General features: G+C 49.7%; 18 protein-coding genes and 1 tRNA gene. 6 read left to right on the forward strand and 13 right to left on the reverse strand.

Features of this window, described 5'->3' with window-relative positions:
* The first annotated feature begins 98 nt into the window (after window positions 1-98).
* The 4 genes from ACR0K9_RS00005 (at window position 99) to ACR0K9_RS00020 (ending at window position 2,654) form a co-directional block, all read left to right on the forward strand.
* Window positions 99-716 carry a ParA family protein gene (locus tag ACR0K9_RS00005; RefSeq protein WP_480819772.1) on the forward strand — a complete coding sequence of 206 codons (618 nt, stop codon included), beginning with the start codon at window positions 99-101 and terminating at the stop codon, window positions 714-716.
* A gap of 13 nt (window positions 717-729) precedes the next feature.
* Window positions 730-1,029, forward strand: coding sequence for a hypothetical protein (locus ACR0K9_RS00010; protein ID WP_480819774.1), 300 nt, complete (start codon window positions 730-732; stop codon window positions 1,027-1,029).
* An 825-nt stretch (window positions 1,030-1,854) separates the two neighbouring features.
* Window positions 1,855-2,298: a hypothetical protein gene (locus ACR0K9_RS00015; RefSeq protein ID WP_480773711.1), complete on the forward strand. Its 444-nt coding sequence runs from the start codon at window positions 1,855-1,857 to the stop codon at window positions 2,296-2,298.
* Between the two features lie 17 nt (window positions 2,299-2,315).
* Window positions 2,316-2,654, forward strand: coding sequence for a hypothetical protein (locus ACR0K9_RS00020; protein ID WP_480773710.1), 339 nt, complete (start codon window positions 2,316-2,318; stop codon window positions 2,652-2,654).
* On the opposite strand, the gene ACR0K9_RS00025 is transcribed toward ACR0K9_RS00020, so the two are convergent.
* The 11 genes from ACR0K9_RS00025 to ACR0K9_RS00075 all read right to left on the reverse strand — a co-directional run bounded on the left by ACR0K9_RS00025 (window position 2,655) and on the right by ACR0K9_RS00075 (window position 14,249).
* Window positions 2,655-3,581, reverse strand: coding sequence for a TAXI family TRAP transporter solute-binding subunit (locus ACR0K9_RS00025; RefSeq protein ID WP_480773709.1), 927 nt, complete (start codon window positions 3,579-3,581; stop codon window positions 2,655-2,657).
* Window positions 3,582-3,597: 16 nt separating this feature from the next.
* On the reverse strand, window positions 3,598-4,446 hold the full coding sequence (locus ACR0K9_RS00030; protein WP_480819776.1) for a hypothetical protein: 849 nt from the start codon (window positions 4,444-4,446) through the stop codon (window positions 3,598-3,600).
* A gap of 1 nt (window position 4,447) precedes the next feature.
* Window positions 4,448-5,653, reverse strand: a complete 1,206-nt coding sequence (locus tag ACR0K9_RS00035; protein ID WP_480773707.1) for a hypothetical protein — start codon at window positions 5,651-5,653, stop codon at window positions 4,448-4,450.
* 116 nt (window positions 5,654-5,769) lie between these two features.
* Window positions 5,770-6,873: a hypothetical protein gene (locus tag ACR0K9_RS00040; protein ID WP_480819778.1), complete on the reverse strand. Its 1,104-nt coding sequence runs from the start codon at window positions 6,871-6,873 to the stop codon at window positions 5,770-5,772.
* 719 nt (window positions 6,874-7,592) lie between these two features.
* Window positions 7,593-8,387 (reverse strand): DUF2272 domain-containing protein, encoded by a 795-nt coding sequence (locus ACR0K9_RS00045; protein ID WP_480819780.1) that lies wholly within the window; start codon window positions 8,385-8,387, stop codon window positions 7,593-7,595.
* Window positions 8,388-9,257: 870 nt separating this feature from the next.
* Window positions 9,258-9,434, reverse strand: a complete 177-nt coding sequence (locus ACR0K9_RS00050; RefSeq protein ID WP_480773704.1) for a hypothetical protein — start codon at window positions 9,432-9,434, stop codon at window positions 9,258-9,260.
* A 286-nt stretch (window positions 9,435-9,720) separates the two neighbouring features.
* Entirely contained in the window at window positions 9,721-10,155 is a 435-nt protein-coding gene (locus ACR0K9_RS00055; RefSeq protein WP_480773702.1) for a hypothetical protein, read from the reverse strand.
* A gap of 246 nt (window positions 10,156-10,401) precedes the next feature.
* A protein-coding gene (locus ACR0K9_RS00060) for an IS3 family transposase (protein WP_480819781.1) occupies window positions 10,402-11,528 on the reverse strand; the annotation gives its coding sequence in 2 pieces (ribosomal slippage) (window positions 10,402-11,264 and window positions 11,264-11,528; 1,128 coding nt in all).
* A 39-nt stretch (window positions 11,529-11,567) separates the two neighbouring features.
* Window positions 11,568-12,080 carry a sulfatase-like hydrolase/transferase gene (locus ACR0K9_RS00065; RefSeq protein ID WP_480819783.1) on the reverse strand — a complete coding sequence of 171 codons (513 nt, stop codon included), beginning with the start codon at window positions 12,078-12,080 and terminating at the stop codon, window positions 11,568-11,570.
* Window positions 12,081-12,394: 314 nt separating this feature from the next.
* On the reverse strand, window positions 12,395-13,516 hold the full coding sequence (locus ACR0K9_RS00070) for a linear amide C-N hydrolase (RefSeq protein ID WP_170382460.1): 1,122 nt from the start codon (window positions 13,514-13,516) through the stop codon (window positions 12,395-12,397).
* Between the two features lie 274 nt (window positions 13,517-13,790).
* Window positions 13,791-14,249, reverse strand: a complete 459-nt coding sequence (locus ACR0K9_RS00075; protein ID WP_170337121.1) for a hypothetical protein — start codon at window positions 14,247-14,249, stop codon at window positions 13,791-13,793.
* Window positions 14,250-14,428: 179 nt separating this feature from the next.
* On the opposite strand from ACR0K9_RS00075, the gene ACR0K9_RS00080 reads away from it, so the two are divergent.
* Window positions 14,429-15,121 carry an SOS response-associated peptidase gene (locus ACR0K9_RS00080; RefSeq protein ID WP_480819785.1) on the forward strand — a complete coding sequence of 231 codons (693 nt, stop codon included), beginning with the start codon at window positions 14,429-14,431 and terminating at the stop codon, window positions 15,119-15,121.
* Between the two features lie 403 nt (window positions 15,122-15,524).
* A complete protein-coding gene (thpR, locus tag ACR0K9_RS00085) occupies window positions 15,525-16,043 on the forward strand; it encodes an RNA 2',3'-cyclic phosphodiesterase (protein ID WP_480819788.1) in 519 nt (172 codons plus the stop codon).
* 215 nt (window positions 16,044-16,258) lie between these two features.
* Here thpR and ACR0K9_RS00090 read toward each other — a convergent pair.
* Window positions 16,259-16,335, reverse strand: a tRNA-Met gene (locus ACR0K9_RS00090).
* Window positions 16,336-16,417: 82 nt separating this feature from the next.
* Complete coding sequence (locus ACR0K9_RS00095) at window positions 16,418-17,389, reverse strand: alpha/beta fold hydrolase (RefSeq protein ID WP_480819790.1); 972 nt, start codon at window positions 17,387-17,389, stop codon at window positions 16,418-16,420.
* Window positions 17,390-17,402: the final 13 nt, after the last annotated feature.

Consider the following 17,402-nt stretch of genomic DNA (forward strand, 5'->3'; position numbering starts at 1 on the left):
CATCAAAACGCGGCGTAAATTGAAACTACAGCGAGCCTGAGCCTCCAAAGCCAATCAACCGCTCGTGTTCCAAATCATTTGATGACAGACACATTCTGATGGCTCTTGAGATCGCTCGATCCGGGCTCTCCGTCATGATATTGGACACGGACCCCAAGCTCTGGCTCTCAAGCTGGTCAGGCCTGAAGCCGCTTCCTGAAGGCATTCGGGTCCGGCAGGTCTCACAAAAGGGTCTGACCGATGAAGCCTTCAGCGCGGCTGAGCAAGCGGACTACGTTCTGGTCGATGTAGAAGGTTCGGATGATGCTTCTCTCATTGATGCCGTTCTGGTCAGTGATTTGGTTGTCGTTCCGACCAAGGCTTCCCGATTGGATGCTTTAGCAGCAGTGCAAGTTCTGAAACAAGTACGCCAGAAAAGCTTGGTTTCGCGGAGGAACATTCCAGGTCGAGTTTTGATGACGCAGACCGAGCCAGGTGCTGTTCAGTACCGCATTACTGGTGAAATCAAATCTATCCTGAACCAGGCCAACGCTCCATTAATGCGGACTCAACTGCCGGATCGCCCAATTTTCAAAGCCATGGTTAGTCTGGGAGGCGATTATTTGGAGTTGCCCAAAGAGTTCCAAGGTTCATCCCCTCATTCGGCAAGAGCCAATGTCTCGGCCCTGGCGCGGGAAATTTCGGAAATCCTAACGGCAGAATTGCAAGCAGCGTGAAAGGACAGATCCAATGAAAACACAAAATCCAACTCAAGCCGCCGGTATTGGAGATGTCGAAGAAAGAGCCGAAGGCGACATGCTGTTTCCAAGGACAGAGCGTCGTGCTCGAAACTCGTTGTCGGCAAGCGAACTTAGCCCAAGTAAACGGCGCGCCGCCGCGCGGACAAAAACATTCACAGCGAACGTTAACCCAGAACTATATGCTGTGTGGGACGGCATTCGCGAGGGCAATGAACAGTCTGTTGTCCGGGCTCTCGAACTTTCCCTGATTGCATTTCTGGAAAAACACGGGAAAGAATTTGAACTCTAATAGCTTGTATTCCAAGGTAAGCGTTGGCTTGCCTTGGGCTGCGCATCTACATCAATGATGACCTGATCGCAAAAGGAAACGTAGGCAGTTGAATTAAGCACTTTAAAGACTAGCGAACTCTGTTTAAGTGGGGTTTTCGTTTTGCCGGAGCTTGTTGATGCAGATTAACGTTTCTCAGTTCGTTCCCAGTTGAGTGCAGGTCCGGTGCAAGACGCGCGGCCTCAGCGATGACACGTTGCACTCTACCATCATCTGGATTTTTGACCGTAATAAGCACTGGTAGAGCTGATACAGGAATGCCAGCTGCAAACTCGACAATCTCGAAGAGCGGTTCGGTTTCATGGGAGCTACTGATCCGGCCCGGAATGACCACAATATCAGCATGAATGGCGTGTGTGCTGGGCGGGGCAAAGTCTTTGTCGAGCGACACTGGCGGATGATCAAGTAAGAAAAGTCTACCCGTTCGCCTATGACGGCGTCTCAGCAGCACGTGAACGCGCGAGCCGGTACCGGGTTCTCTACAACACGAGACCGTATTTAACGCTCGACGACCATACGACCGATCACGCATATCTCAACCCGCCGCAACCAATCCCGGTACCGGCATAACCGAGGGGGAAGCCCGTGTACGAAGCCGTTTGAAACTGTACAGGCAAACCGAACACTCTCTCGAATGATCGAAAGAAAACAGTATTAGCCGAGGGTTTTGCAGCAGTGTGACCAGCTGCGGATCCGATCCAGACAGATAACGCAGAAGAGGTGGCAATAGAGTTTTGAGCGTAACAAAGACTGTGCTAATCTATAGAAAAGTTTAAAGGAATTTTCATGCCAGTCATTCTTTTTAGAAAACTTGTCGCACTTTTCTCTCTAGTTGTTGTTCTGGCGGCATGCGAACCGATCATCAGCCCATTCACTGAAAAGGCCTATGAGAACGCGACGACACTGAAGGCGCAAAGTTTGGCGCTCATCGCCAAATCCGGACAGCCATACAGCACTCATCAAGCTGCTGTAGAGGAGCTCTTGGTCGAAGTTGATTCCGCGTATGAGTATGCGAACGGACTACCGAAGAATGATGTGGTTACAGAACAGTGGGATATCTTGCGCGATCCTGATGGGAATTTGTTGGGGGGATTTGCCAATAGATGGCGCAATTCTGGAACGCTAAGCCCGTTTCTAAGAGAGGAAATCGGCATACAAGTTGGAGATGCATTCGACGCCATTATTTGTGTCGAAATCAATAAGCGGGAAGCTTCCGTCTGCGAAAATTAATTTCTGAGGGATAAGCAATGTCATTGTCAGATAACTGGAATGAGTTTGTTAACGCGGTCCAAAAAGGTTTGAAAACACTCGCCAAGAACACGGTTCAAGAAGCGATAGAGCAAGCGGAGGCGGACGCAAGAGCTTTTGTGAATGACAGTGAACAGGCTCTTCGTCGCTGGGGTGATGCGCTGGCTCAAGGAACCATCACAAAAGATGAATTCGAGTACTTGGTTGGCGGGCAGAAAGATTTGGCCAAAATGCATGCTCTAAAAGCGGTCGGCGTAACTCAAGCAAGGCTTGAACGGTTTCGGACAGGACTACTTAGCCTCGTGGTTAGTTCCGCATTTGATGCAATAGGGCTGTGATCAATCAGAAATGGACGAATGCAACGGTATTCCAATAGCGAGTTGATTGTCAGATAACGCCGTACTAAACCCATCGATCTGAGAAAATGTTCTCTCAAAGCTACTCTCAACAACTTCGCTGACGAGTGATACTAGTTTTTCGGATGCATCCCGCCTCGTGACTAGATAAGCACTTAACCCGAATGACTTAACATCTGCTTCTTGCACACTATAAGTACCTCGGGGAATGACAGTCTCTTTAAATACTGGATGATCTCTAGAAATTTCTTCGTAGTCAGAGAGATCTACGCTAAGTAAGTAAGCACCGCATTCCTCTATTACTCGCCGTGCCATTGAATTTGGAAAGCCTGCAACCCAGAAACTTGCATCTATTTCATCGTCACAGATAGCTCGTTGTTGTTCGTCGGGGCTCAGCTCAATGAGTATACTATTCTGGTTCGAAATATCCCACTTCCTGAGAATGCTATTGGCTATAGAGTTTGAACCACTTCCTTGCAGCCCAGTATTTATCCTTTTACCCAACATGTCCGAAATAGCCTTTATTCCGGACTTCCTTGATGCAATGACATGTAAGGATTCACTGTACAATGGACTGATTACTGCCATCTTTGAAAGGAATGCTTCCGGAGCAGAAATAATGACGTCGGATTGCAACACAGCAATGTCGACGGACCCATCAATTAGGAGGTCGAGGTTCTCTTTTGAACCAGCAGTGACCCTAATTTCGCACCAGATACCCTGCAATCTACCAACTGAATTAAAAGCCTCACAAATCTCACTTCCTATACGAAAGTAGATGCCTCCAACGCCTCCGGTCGCTACCGAAACAATTTCGTGTTCGAGCTCCTTGGCGTCCGACGGGCTTATTGCGTTGTATCCGGCAACAAATAGCACTATCGAAAACTTAACGATTTGAAAGTACTGCAAAATCAGCCTCCACCAATTAGGGGTCAGTTCTTGGCGAACTGCCCGTGTCGGGCCTTTTAGGAATGAGAACAGTTGCGATCAAGTCAGACACTTTAGGCTCGGCAAATCCGCAGAGGAGACCTGCAATCAAACCAACCGCTGGTTTACTGTCTTCTAAAGACTCAAAATCAACCATCTCATTTAGTAATACATTTCCGACTCCAACTTGTATTAGACCAGCAAACAGCAGAACCAAAAGAACAATCATGATTACAGATATGATCAGAATCTTCTGGGTGGACGATATGTTCCTTCGTCTAGAAACTCCAATCGATTTCATGTTTTCGGTCTGAGATTCGAAAATTGTGGCAAGTAGTACGCCTAAAAAGAGTCCCACGCAGCAAAACCCAAGTGCTCCAACGAGTCGGATTGCAATCTCAATATCTTGCCGTGTGAGAGTGTTCGCCCAAGAGTCTGAGATCTCTTCTATGCGCCCTTTAAAGCCAAAATATCCCGCCAAAAATACAAAACCAGCGATTAGCACTATCAAGCCAGCAACAGCGATACTACTGACATACTTTCTCCTAACGACGGCACCCTCTTTTAGTATTTCTTCTTGGAGAAGATCGAAGTCCCTATCCACTTGCGTGCTGTCATATTTTCGACCGATCAAGCATGACTCACAAATTTCCTTCAACCGTTTGAACAGATTCACCCGAATTTTCGCCTCGTCACTAAATATATTGGTGATAGCCTGCTGTTCGTCATATATTCTATTCAGAATTTTTGACTGATCCTCGGTTAGGGACGGCCCGTCTTCTCCACTAGTAAAGATCAGCCTAGTGGGTTCGTTTCGATCATCGAGCAAGACTTTCTGATAAGACATCCTACCAATTCTCCTTCAGCTCTTGTTCAATGTACTGTAGTTGCTCCAATTTTTCCGTTGGGAAGCCTTTTGTGTAACTCTGAAAGGCAGCTTCGCCCTCGGCTAGTTTAATAGCAATGCCAAGGTATGCACCTGTTGTAAGGCTGTTGGGGGAGAGTTGGTTGGCTCTGCGTAAAACATCGAGAGCTGCGACAAAATCCCTATTGGTCAAAAGATAATATCCGTATGCACTCAACGCGCCAGGATCATTCGGTCTAATCCCGATCATCTTTTCACAAGGAATTTGTGAATCCTCTATGCCAAGGTGGTAAATCTGTAGTGAACACAATTGATAGTGAGAAGGGAAAAAGTCCTCATCCCTCAAAATGGCGTCATTAAAGCTCTCACTAGCTCTCTCATATTCCTTCAAGTAGCGAAGCATAATCCCTTGCAGATTAAAAATTTCTGGCAAGTTTGGGTAATTCTCTGCTGACGGGTCTGACTTTTGTTCTACAGCCAAGATAGTGTCAATGATATTTAGAGACTTCTGGAATTCAAAAAGCTCATAATATAAGAAGGCCAATAGTTCAAAATAATAGGTGGGTTTCTCATACGTGTATTCTCCACTCTCCACAATTACTTCCAGGTGATCGAAGCCACTCTGGAGGAGTTGTACGGCTGCGTTCTGGCGGCCACGAAGCCTGAGTAGATTAGCGTAGGAGTATTTAACGGACTCAAACAGATCAGCAAAAAACGCAACTTCTTCTGAAGATCTGGCAGCTAAACTTGGAAGAAAGTCATCAACAAGCTTGTTCGCAGTCTCGCAGTCGATTTGTGCTGCTGAATAGAGGGCAAGTTCTGTATAGGACCAGCAACGAACCCAAAGCGACCAAACATCGTTGGGGTTGGTTTGGATTGCTGAAGTTGCGAATCCAATCGCATGTGCATACTCGCTGTTCAAAAATGACAGGTGTGCCTTTCTTCTAAATGCCGTTGCGACAATCTCTGGCGTGAGCTTCGTCGCATGAAGCGCCTCGCTCAAAGCGGTCAAGCCCATGACGTAATCTTTTGAATACGCGTTTAGCTCTTTTGAGAAGCGGTTACGAAATTCTCTTTCAGCTTCCAAATCGATAAGATCGCTTGTGGAATCACTTAAACCTTCCACAGGAGCAAGAATAAAGAATAGACCGACAAAGAACGGGCGTAGAAAAGTCGCAATGCCGTACATTTAGCAATATATTTTTGTCGGCGGGCAAGGTGGTTTCCCTGGGCTAGCAACGGCTTTTCCGGAGTATATTGTGCCAGAGGCAACAACCATTATTAAAAAAAGATAGAAAGTTTTCGCTATCCTGTTATTTCGGTGCATCCCTGTTCTCCTCGAATAAGTTTTGCAAACGAGATTCTATCGTTATACAGGAACTTCGCAAATGCCTGATCTTGATCAAGGTCTTCAACGAATTCCTGTATTATAGGATATTTTTCGACGGTACATATTAACTCAACCCAAGCTGGCTTGATTGTGGAGTTTCCTTGGAGTTTTTCCAGTTCCACAGGGCTTATTTCTTCATTCTTTTTTCGTGTCGCCGTTTTATGAAAGCCGCTAAACTCGTTCAAATTCCAAATGGCCACTTTTAAGTATTCTTCCACATCCCTGTGGTCTGGCGATCCGTTGGTTTCAAACAGGATGCGAAGGTTTTCAACGCAATCCTTTAGCTTGCCGGATTCTGAACAGGTAATTTTCTTCCTTTCACCAAGGGCATCCAACAGGTTAGGCCAGGACTCATCATCAACACGTGCGCTCACGAAATCAAATATCTTATCGTATATGCTTATCGTTATGTCGTATTGGTCTTTATCTGCGACTATGATCGCACTTTGATCGTACTTGGACAATGCATATGCCACATCACGTAGTATTGTATATGTTTGGAGATCGGCCAACCCAGGTATACCTTCCGAAAGCTTAAGGTCATTTAGCATCTGTTCGAAGGTCGAATGCACGACTCCAGATTTCTTGGAGTACATTCCAATGGCCTTTGCAGCATCCCTATAAAAAACCTCTCTAGGGTTATCCGCAATTAGTATTAGCAAGACTTCAAATGCTTCAATAATCTTCGCTCTGCTTGGTTCGCCGATGAGTAAATTATAACTTTTAGTATGATTTATTATAGTCTTAGCTTTTCGTTCTTTGATGCAGACGTCGAAACCTCGATCTTCCCGATCTACTATTTCTTCTCGCAACCCGAAGTACTTTGTGTTGCTGAATTCAACCCTGAGTGCCCAACTTGACTTATCAGTTGGCCGCGCGATTCTAAACTTAATTCTATCGCTATCAATCTCTAGCGGCGGGTGTCCAGAGCTGGTATAGTTTGCTAAGCCCTCAACTATCGGACCTCTTTGATACTTCAGATGAGGCTTTGCCTCATCGGGCCTCAGTGGTTGAGGCATTATTTCCGGGTCTTGAATGCAGTCTTCGTAAGCAAAGTGTAGCCTACCTTCCACCTGCGCAATAGCTTGAGCAGATTGCAGAAAGCAAAATCCAACAGTTAGTAGTATTCTTAGCCTACAGCGCATAACTCTGTGCCGAGATGATAAACGATAAATCAAACAGGGCAATTATAAGGCGAATCCCTTAGGCCGTCAAACACCGCCGGTTGGTTGCGGTTCAAAGCCGGTATTGCAGAGTTTCACAAGACGAAGCCAGTCTTTGAATAATACGGATAGGTCATATTGGGACAGCCGGTATGGTCGCTGACCTTTTATCAAGCTCGGATCAGGATCCTCCTGCGATTGCAACCTCTCCAGTGTGATGGGCTATCCGAGGGTGATAGTTTCAAAAGGTGTAGGTACAACCCCAATGGCACACATATCCACCTCTCTAGTAGAGCATTCTGCTGGAGAGCCGCTCTGTGGGAATACTATTGTAATGTATCCGTCGTGTTCATCACAAAGATACACCGGACTCTGCTTTGGAAGAACCGTTTTTACGTCACCATTGGCTCGTGTGAAAACCGTTGTTACATCCATGGTCAAAACGGCATCACTTTTGCAGAAATTTCTCGCGAAGGCGTCTTGGATGTCAAATTCGTGGGGAGATGAGCTAATAGAGACAAAGTACGAAACGGCACCTAGTGCTGCAATCGTAACTGCAATCAGAGGCCAAACCTTCATTGATCTGTAATATTTCTAAGTATCGCATAAGTGTACTTGGTATCGGCAGCGAAGTCACCATGCGTTAGATCATATTCGGCGATGCTAACCGAATGACTCACATTGCCGCCTATGGCGATAATCTTATTATTCTCTGAGTCGATCTGCATGATTATATCCGTGTGGCTTCGATAACTATCAACATTTTTTGCAACATCAAAATCGACTTCGGGTGCATACTCAGGATTATCACGACAGATAATGTCTCCAACTTCTGGCTGCACTTCGTCGAGGCGATACCCCCAGAACGGAACCTTGTCGTTACCCTCGAAACGTTCTTTTATTGCATGATTGACAAACTTCGAATGTGCCGCTGAAAATTTGAACTTCTCGTAGGCTGAGCCAGCATTTTTTACCATGAAAGAGATAGCTGCCGCCGACCAAGGGGTGTCACGGTCTTTACCGTCTAGATTGATACCAATAGACTGCCACATCTCGCCTACATGTTTATAGTAGGGATCATGATGTTCTTTGCCGGTGCCGCGTGCAAATCTCATCCATTCACGGTGAACAGAGGCGATCAACCGTTCGCGATTCTTTGTTAGCGGCGCTCGTAAATACTTCAGGGAAACGTATCCCTCCTGCGCTTCACCATTAACATCAGCCTTACAGGACACCCAACCTTCAACGTCTGCTTTTTTGACGTCTTTTAGCTTTTGGCACAGATAGACAGTGCCAATTTTAGTTTCAGGATGAACCTTAGGCTCAGTTCTAAAATTCAAAGCGGCCACATCAACATAAAGATCTGTCATAGTAATAACTCCATCTGTATTACTTCAGCGTGCCATCGAACCCTTTTTGAAGCAACAGCCGCGGTTCGCAGATGCAGTAGGATCAATCCTGACATCGGTCCATAGTGAACAGGGTCGATTGTGTGACAAAGCAACTGACTGTCATTGCACCCGTGATCTGTGCACACGTGGGTCTCGGAAAGGCTTGCTAGGAGAACCACATGATCTCTTGAAGATCAAAGACCCATCGACCAACCATCGATTGTGTTTGAACTGGCTTTGTATGCGTCCAGTTAACCCGACCAAGGCTCATTTTTTAAACATTTCATTACGTCAATGGTATCGGCGTATAGGAACAGTTTTTGAAACCTGTCGTAGTGTTTCGCGACTCATCGCAATCGTTGAGGCGAAACAAGCTGTCTCAATCTTGTGGTGTTTGCGATAGTAGCGGACCTCGTCATGGGGCCGGGGTCTTGCGACCTTTTGACAAGGACATACAGGGCTTACCGCTCTTGGTATCTCCGTCTTGGAGGCCTCAGGATAAGCCTGTTGAGAAAGGTAAACTGCACACCCCCCCCCCCGGTTTGAGCAATTAACCCAGGCTTCAATGCAATTCGAATCTGAGTTTTTTCAAAAAGCGCGCTCCATTTAAGCCGGCGTCGGGGCCGGTGATTCTAAAAAATTAGGCATCTTTCTCCAATTTGTTGTCGTTTTCCTAGGGGGCATGATTGCAGACTCTAACGGGTAACACAGGGCAGAAGGTGGTTCAAAAAGCGCAACCTGGATTTAATCTCAGCCTCGCCTCACTAGGCAAGATGTCAAGCTAAGGCCACTTTTGCAAAGGCGATAACCTAGTAACGCGACCATCGCATCTTGGCGCCGCAGATCAAATTAGTCGGTCATTTTCGCGGCCGATGCGGCCAACCCCAATTTCACAAGCTCTCGGATCGCCTTGGTTCGCGCACGAATTTTATGGTCGAACCCCCAATCGTCAATCTCATTGATTTCATCCTGAGGCAAATAGATATGCAGTCTAACGTTTTTCTCTTTTTCAACATCGTCGGTCATTTGAGTCTCCTTGCCCTCAAAATGGGTATAGATGCGCTTTGTGTCAATTGTGCTATTGACACAAAGGTAAATTTTTGGCACAAAAGTCCCACTAGACACAATCATGATTGGAGACGCCATGATCCAGATTGCAAAGGAAATCTATCACCAACTGCACGTTGCAGCAGTCATCATTCATGTCTCGCTGGTACTCAGTGAGATGTATCACCTGATCCCGCACGCTTGATCGAGGTCGTGATTTTTTTGTTTAATTTCATTCTGATACACCGGCCAAATACGGCCTCGTTCATGGGATGCTTGATGCGGAAAACCTGGGTCTGATCAGCCGTTTCCGAATTACACTAGACGGTCGCGGCGACTGTTCCTGCTTTACGTTTTCTAGAAAACCCAACTTCAGAGACTTCGTCTTCAAATTTTCCGCAGACACCCAAAGATTACACAAGAAGTCGCGCTCAGCGATTCTAACAGCACCGACCATGTTTGGATCACCCGAACCATTCTGTTCCACCACTTCCAGTTTTCCCTTGTAGATACAGGCGCCTTGTTCTGTATGAGCATGGAATTGTAGGAAGACCTCCGCCTGGCGGCCTGGGAAAATTTCAATGTCGGCGACTGTGATCAAATGCTGATCATCAAGCTCCAAAACGCCAAGAAATACAGGTGCGCCCGGTCGTCCAAACAAGACCGATTTGTACAGTGTGACGCGAGCAATTTCTTCCATCCAAAATCTCCTAAGTGTTGGAAATCAGATTGTCGACTGCTCGCAAAGAACAAGCGCCTTGTGCCAGACCGGCGCCGTCTTTGTGCCTTGCAAGCGGCCTGACACATTCTTGTGCAACGGGTTTTAGCCAGTCGTGCTGCAAGCCGGATTTGAGCAGAGGAGTTTTACAAATTGAAGAGAACAGCAATAAGGAAGCAGACCGAGATGATAGGTGAGCAGCCTCATCTGACTGGTCCAAGTTGATTGTTAGTGCATCATCGGCCTGTGATCCATCGGGATGATGGTTTCAGGTGCCGGCGGGCGATAGCCCAGTGCACTGTGGGGGCGTTTTGTATTGTAGTGTCTCCTCCATTGTTCGATCAGGATTTGTGCTTCGCGCAGGCTGTAGAAGATTTCGCCGTTGAGTAGTTCGTCCCTGAACCGGCCATTGAAGCTTTCGCAGTATCCGTTCTCCCACGGGCTCCCAGGTTCAATGTAAGCCGTCTGGGCGCCAACTGCGGCGGTCCAGTCTCGGACAGCCTGGGCGACAAATTCTGGCCCATTGTCTGAACGTATGAAACAGGGTGCCCCCCGAAGTATGAACAGATCCGTCAGGGCGTCGATCACGTCGACCGAGTTCAGCTTGCGCTTCACTCTAATCGCCAGGCACTCCCGGCTGTGCTCATCAAGGATGTTCAGCGTCCGGAAGGCTTTGCCATCGTCGGTTCGACAATGGACGAAATCATAGCTCCATACATGATTGCGATACTCCGGCCTCAGCCGAACACACGAGCCATCGTTCAGCCAAAGCCGTCCTTTCTTCGGTTGTTTCACTGGCACTTTCAGCCCCTCTCGTCGCCAAAGCCGTTCAATTCGCCCATCGCTGACAGACCATCCAGCCTCTCTCAGCAATGCAGCGATCCTGCGATAGCCATATCGGCCGTATTGACGGGTCAGCTCGATCATGTCGGCCACCAATCGGTCTTCGTCTGCGCGACCTTGTGGGACACGCCGTTGCGTGGACCGGTGTTGTCCAAGCACGCGGCAGGCGCGTCTCTCGGAAACGTTCAGTTGGTTGCGAACATGGTCAATACAAGCACGACGACGAGCGGGGCTCAGTAGTTTCCCTTTGCGGCTTCCGTCAGGATCAGCTTGTCCAACGTCAGATCGGATACCGCACGTCGCAGTCGCTCATTCTCTTTCTGAAGCCGTTTCAGTTCTTTCAACTGATCTACGCCCATTCCGCCGTACTTCTTGCGCCAGCGGTAATAGGTTTGTTCAACAACGCCGATCTGCCTGATCGCATCAAGACGGGACATGCCTTGCCCCATCAGAACTTCAACCTGCCGTAACTTCGAGACAATCTCTTCGGGCTTCGGTCGCTTGTTTGCCATTCGTGGTCCTCCGTTTCCTAAACATAGCGGTGGACCAGTTCAGTGGGGGAGGCTCAGCCAATCCGGATCAGACGTATATTCCATAGCATTCAGGTGGTAGAGCCAACCCCAATACTCGTCGAAACCTTTTGTAGTCGGTAGGAACTCATTGAGGTCGCCTAGGTGGTTTTTTCCAAACTGTCCCGTCGTATACCCCAACTTTTTCAGGAACATCGGAAGCGTTGGGTCATCTGGGTTTAAACCTATCGGATCACCCGGCAGTCCAACCGTGTGCATACCAGTCCGTATTGGCAATTGTCCGGTCATGAAAGCTGATCGACCGGCAGTACAACTTGGCTCGGCATAATAATCTGTGAGACGAGCACCCTCTGACGAGAGACGATCCAAGTTCGGCGTCTCGATGCTTTTGACACCTCCGTGGTAAACGCCGACGCTCGCCCAACCTACGTCATCTGCCATGATGACAAGAATGTTGGGCGGGGTATGTTCGTCGGCCCAAGCTCCAGTGAAAGCAAAGCAGACGGCACCCGTTACTGAGATAAGCTTGTTCATTAAGACCTCCCGGCTTGGTACTACTTACCAACCATAGGAAAAACATCGGCTTAGAGGAACGGTCTGATTTGTTAACTTTTTGGGCTCAGCACCTTGGTGCAAGAAATTTCTTCGGCCGCAAAGTCCGCATCTCAGAGGGTGTAAAGCTCATAGTGAAGGTCCGCTTCGGGCTGCCTCCAGTCACTAGTGCGAACAGTGGTGAACGCGGCTTCGAGCCTAGCGCCGGTAATTCGCTGGAGCGGTAAACCCTCCATTCCGAAGTTTTATTGGGCCGCAGCCAGCGGTGATGCCGACACGGCCCACGTGGTAAAACGTCAGTTCGTTGGGGTCACATCGACTAACGTTGGTTCGCGATCACCGCTGGTTTCAAAGACGATCATCTCGTCTCCCATAGCTCCGAAGTCAATCTGCTTCATATCGACCATATGCACCGTTCTGTCGTACATCGTGTGATAGTAGTAGACGAGGTTGAGGGAGTCCGCAGCGGTCGTGATCTGAGTTGCGCTGTAAAGCAGGTCGTCCGACTGCACATCGTCTTGAGCGCCCTCCGCTGCATCGGCCGGAATGTTGAAATTATCCAGAATGCGAAACGCCTCGCGCACGGTGTCATAGCCACCTTGCGTCTCCCGCGCCGTCTGAGAAAAGGCGACTGCGCGGACGAACCGGGATGGGGGTGTGAAGTCGCCTGGCAGCCCTATCATTCCACTCCCAGCGCCAAGGGGCGCGAAAGTAACGCCACTTGCCTCAACTTCCGGAAGCCCAAGGGCCGACAGGTTTACGTAGTTGTTAAGGTTCGTCATGTGCCAATCGTAGTTTGGCGAATTGGTGATCACGCCAAGCGGAGCATCGAAAATCGTCAGTTCACCGTCAATGTACTCGACAACGATCCTTCCGCCGAACCGGTCAGCAACCAACATATGAAATGGGAAGGGAAATCCGAGAGTCTCATCTACGACCCCGACAACACGGACATTCGCCAACCCGGTGGCAGCCTCTTCAACTGTCTCAAATTGGGAAAGGACATAGCTGGCTAGCAAATCGCCGGGAATCGTGTTGCCGGAAAGGTCAGGGTCGTACTCCTGATACTCGGTGAAGCCGGGCAGATAAAACAACCCGGCGGTCAACCCAGCTTCGTTGATGCCATCTGCGGGAGCCCCATGATCCAACATGCTGATACCGACCATTCCAAATCGGCCGGTCCAGTTTGCTCCGTCTCGCTCATCTGGCATTTCGCCTGCGGTATAAGTGAAACCTCGCGGAATAATGTTGATCTTTGTCTCAAGATCGAACGGCCCCCATTCGGCGGTCCTTGCGCGAACGATGCTTCCATCCTGCCCTGTCAACATGATGCCAGTGCATCCCCAGGCCATCGATACTGAAGCCACAAAGGCTATGGTCGCTTTTGGTAATATCCGAAATAGCTCGATATGACGCATGGTCGTACTCCAATTGGACTGATCTGATCTCATGAACTCGCTCGACCAAGCTACCACACCGGTTCTCAAGTTGAATGAAGTTTGCATGATCTTCAAATAGGCAAGAAAGTCCGCCTATTCCTTCCGTCGGACTTTGCAAAGTCCGACTCTGAATGTCTGGTTTGGGCTGCCACCGGTCATTAATGTGAAAAGTAACGAAAGGCGACAACAAGCCCAATGCGGGCTTTGCCAACCTTTCAAATCAGCATCATCCCCGACCATTTCAGTTCGAGTTTCAATCCCTAGCGGGCAAGGCAACCTCGCCTTCCCAGTCAGAAATACGGTGCGGTAGCGCCAGGAATTTTGACGCCACACGTGTTTTGGTCGTTCCACTTCCAGTCATCCCCGAATATTTGCCGGTGGAGGAAACAATCCGCCAGTTGTTTACGCCGAAGGCAACAACCTCCCATCTCATGGTGAACGTGTCCTCTTCTTCACCATAAACACAGACGCCACCGCCGCTGACACCGCTGGGTCCGCCGAAACCCGAGCCCACGCACCGGACAAAACCAGGATCGATTGGTCCCTCGTCAACGGTATAAGTCCCATAGTTGTCCTCTTTCCAGAACACGTCCTCGCCCGCGGAAATTTGCTCTTGGTTGACGACATAGAAGTTCGTTGCCGACACTTTCTCTGCAGCAGTCAGACAATGAGGCGCAAAGAGAACTGCGGGGATAAGCATTGAACGCAACATGTTGTTTCCTTCGACAGTGGGGCAAAACCAGCATGATAGAGACTACGAAATTTATTGCTAGGAAAGGAACGCATAGCCGGACCTGAAAAGTCAGCTTCGTCCGCATAACTGCCGTTAGTCTCGTCGCCAACCATCAGAAAGTTCACCAAACGTTCCCCCTGTTTTGCTAAGCTCACCTAATGTGCGGACGACTCGGCAGACCGGAAATGACATGGGCAGAGCTCTATGCTCTGCAGAACTGGATTGTGAACGGCGCTCCTATCCCAGTTGAGCGCGATCCAAATGCCAAAGACCTATCTATGAGTTGGAACGTCAAACCAACCCAGATGTTGGATGTGGCGTATATCCACGATGACCGCCTTGTAAGCTCAACGGCCCGCTGGTGGCTTGTTCCGCACTGGTTCAAGGAAGATGTGAAGGAATGGAAGCCCACCACGTTCAATGCGAAGATAGAAACAGCGCACAAACTGGGTTCGTTCCGGGTCGCTTGGAAGTACAGCAGATGCATCATTCCGGCCAGCTTCTACTATGAATGGACAGGCCCCAAAGGAGCCAAGCAGCCGTGGCTTATCAAGACGGACAGCAACGACCCTTGTATGTACTTTGCGGGCCTCTACAGCCGTCTCTCATCCGGCCTCCACACGTGCACAATCCTAACACGGCCTGCCTTGCATCAAATCGAGCAAATCCACGCCAGGTCGCCGGTTATTCTTACCAATGAGCACCTTGTTCCGTGGATGACGGGCGAAATTGACCACGATGAAGCGCAGGACCTTGGCACCGAATGGGATGGGAGGATGCGTTACTACAAGGTTGCTCCGATTGGCCGTGATGATGATGGGCCGGAACTGATTGACGCAATCGAGGCGTGATGGCCACGCGCAGTAGATCCCCAAAGAAAGCGGCAGACGAAAAGTTTTTTCCCATCAGGGTACGTGTGCAAGTTCCTGAAGAAGGGTTCGGCTATCAATTAGATGAAGTCCACGCTTGGCTAAACACTCATGCTGGTCGTGGACGTTGGGGTTGGAATGCAGATAGTGTACTAACGCGGGGTGCTCGGGATGCGGTGTCGTTCTATCTTTTAGACCCCTCATTGGTTCCTGCATTGATAGAAGAGTTTAGCCTTGAGCTCGCTATTGCGGATAGCGACTTGTGTAGCCAGGGTTCATTTGATGCGAGCAAAGTGCCTGCAAGACAGCAATCTTAGTTGTTGGGGTCTTCTTGGCGGTCTTCGTTTACAACACACTAGGGCCAACGGGAAAGACTAGGGGCTCCATGAGGTCATTCGTTGCCATATCGCTCGACGAAGAAACTAAAGCAGCTTTTTTACAGCTACAGCGCGCGCTGCCTGTTGGCCGACCCGTATCGCCAGACAATATGCATCTCACAACAGTCTTTCTGGGTAATCAGCCCGAGGAGATGTTGGTGGAGTTGCATGAAGAGTTACTGACACTTTCAACCCCACCTTTCGACGTTGCCTTTTCTGGAGTCGAAAGTTTTGGGCATGTGCTGGCCGTCGGGGTGGCGGATTGTCCAGCGCTTATAGATTTCCATCGGAAAGTCCAAACCGCCACGCGGCGAGCAGGAATCATGCTCCCCCGCAGGCGCTTCCGCCCGCATGTAACCATCGCTCGATTGACGCCTAAGCGGCACGAGGCGGTTCAGCACGTCCAGCATCCCCGCACAAATAGAGAGTTGCCGGAAATGCTGGTCACAAACTTTACCCTCTACCAATCTACTTTACGTCCTGAAGGTGCCCGACACGATGCCCTAGCGCATTACACCCTCAGATGAGCACAAGCCCAACGTCCCAAGCATTTTCCAACATTCTGACGGTTGTCGGCGAGAGATAGGCATACACCTTAATCGTTGGCTAGGCCACTTGAAGAACGCGCGGAATTTGAGTGTTTTGTCCCCTATATGTCCCCCAGAATTGGGAATACGAATGACTGCAGGGACATGAATCTCCCAGGTCGCATCATAATCTTTTGATAAAAATAAGAGAATTATGGTAGCGGAGGAGGGACTTGAACCCCCGACACGCGGATTATGATTCCGCTGCTCTAACCAACTGAGCTACTCCGCCACGAGTGAGAGGCGATTTAAGCGAGGGGCCGGGGAGGGTCAAGAGGGAAATGCGCCTTCGACGGGATTCTTTATGTGCTCATTCAATGTGTGTTTTGTTTTGTCGTGGTGGCGCGTGTCGTGTCGGCGATTTGGCGGATGAAGCGTGCGCAGATGTCGGGCTCGGTGATCAGGATCATGTGGCCGCGGTTCTCCAGTTCCTCGCAGGTGAGGCCGAATTTCGTCATTGAAACACCGTGTATTTCAACCGACAGGATTGGGTCTTCGGCGCCGAACAGGATGCCTCCGGGCGTTTGCAGGTTATCATAGCGTCGGGTTAGTGCTCCTATGCTGGCCTCGACGCCGACGACGTCTTGTGATGCGGTGATAAAGGCCGAGGGGCGCAAGCCGAGGGCGCCTCCGGCGCGGTTTAGGAAATCGGCAGGTGCGGGTTCGGGGGCGAAGACGTCTTTCAGGACCAGCGGCGCAGTTTTGCGGGCCATTGGGACCGCGATGGTGTTGCCGATGAGGTTGCGTAGCCATTCGGTGCGAATTTCCAGCGGTTTGAAGACGGCGGGCGGTTCAGGCATCTGCTGAGTGAGTGGGGCCAGAAGCGCCAGCGCCGATGCGGTTTCGGGGTGGTCCAATGCCATCGCCAGCGAGACTGCGCCGCCCAGCGAATGGCCAACCAGTATGGCCTGGTCGACATTCTTGATTGTTAGAAATTCGTGGATCATGCGGGCCTGTTCAGGCAGTGCGGCCAATGCGGCGGTGTCACGAGTGGAATATCCGCATCCCGGCCGATCAACCGCCAGAACGTGATAATCTTGCGCAAGATCATCCACCAGCGCGTAGGTGAAATGCTGCAACTGGCCTGAGAGGCCGTGGATCATGACAATGCTTTGATTGCTGGGGTCGCCTTTTTCGACATAGTGGATGCTGCCGCCCTGAACGGGCACGATCTGTCCCAACTGCGGCACAATTTCGGTCCCTTGCCGGGTCAGGCGGCGGGTCCAGATGTGCATGCCCAGCAAGAACCCCGCCAGCAGCAGGACAATCGTCAGCAGGATCGACATCACGGGTCTCCGG

The organism is Ruegeria sp. L12 (genome assembly GCF_056531745.1).

Excerpts from the sequence above, each read along its gene's own strand:
- ACR0K9_RS00075 (WP_170337121.1), bottom strand. The coding sequence starts at position 14,249 with ATGTTGCGTTCAATGCTTATCCCCGCAGTTCTCTTTGCGCCTCATTGT.
- ACR0K9_RS00045 (WP_480819780.1), bottom strand. The coding sequence starts at position 8,387 with ATGACAGATCTTTATGTTGATGTGGCCGCTTTGAATTTTAGAACTGAG.
- ACR0K9_RS00010 (WP_480819774.1), top strand. The coding sequence starts at position 730 with ATGAAAACACAAAATCCAACTCAAGCCGCCGGTATTGGAGATGTCGAA.
- ACR0K9_RS00035 (WP_480773707.1), bottom strand. The coding sequence starts at position 5,653 with ATGTACGGCATTGCGACTTTTCTACGCCCGTTCTTTGTCGGTCTATTC.
- ACR0K9_RS00070 (WP_170382460.1), bottom strand. The coding sequence starts at position 13,516 with ATGCGTCATATCGAGCTATTTCGGATATTACCAAAAGCGACCATAGCC.
- ACR0K9_RS00080 (WP_480819785.1), top strand. The coding sequence starts at position 14,429 with ATGTGCGGACGACTCGGCAGACCGGAAATGACATGGGCAGAGCTCTAT.
- ACR0K9_RS00005 (WP_480819772.1), top strand. The coding sequence starts at position 99 with ATGGCTCTTGAGATCGCTCGATCCGGGCTCTCCGTCATGATATTGGAC.
- ACR0K9_RS00015 (WP_480773711.1), top strand. The coding sequence starts at position 1,855 with ATGCCAGTCATTCTTTTTAGAAAACTTGTCGCACTTTTCTCTCTAGTT.
- ACR0K9_RS00065 (WP_480819783.1), bottom strand. The coding sequence starts at position 12,080 with ATGAACAAGCTTATCTCAGTAACGGGTGCCGTCTGCTTTGCTTTCACT.
- ACR0K9_RS00095 (WP_480819790.1), bottom strand. The coding sequence starts at position 17,389 with ATGTCGATCCTGCTGACGATTGTCCTGCTGCTGGCGGGGTTCTTGCTG.
- ACR0K9_RS00055 (WP_480773702.1), bottom strand. The coding sequence starts at position 10,155 with ATGGAAGAAATTGCTCGCGTCACACTGTACAAATCGGTCTTGTTTGGA.
- thpR (WP_480819788.1), top strand. The coding sequence starts at position 15,525 with ATGAGGTCATTCGTTGCCATATCGCTCGACGAAGAAACTAAAGCAGCT.
- ACR0K9_RS00030 (WP_480819776.1), bottom strand. The coding sequence starts at position 4,446 with ATGTCTTATCAGAAAGTCTTGCTCGATGATCGAAACGAACCCACTAGG.
- ACR0K9_RS00040 (WP_480819778.1), bottom strand. The coding sequence starts at position 6,873 with ATGCCTCAACCACTGAGGCCCGATGAGGCAAAGCCTCATCTGAAGTAT.
- ACR0K9_RS00020 (WP_480773710.1), top strand. The coding sequence starts at position 2,316 with ATGTCATTGTCAGATAACTGGAATGAGTTTGTTAACGCGGTCCAAAAA.
- ACR0K9_RS00050 (WP_480773704.1), bottom strand. The coding sequence starts at position 9,434 with ATGACCGACGATGTTGAAAAAGAGAAAAACGTTAGACTGCATATCTAT.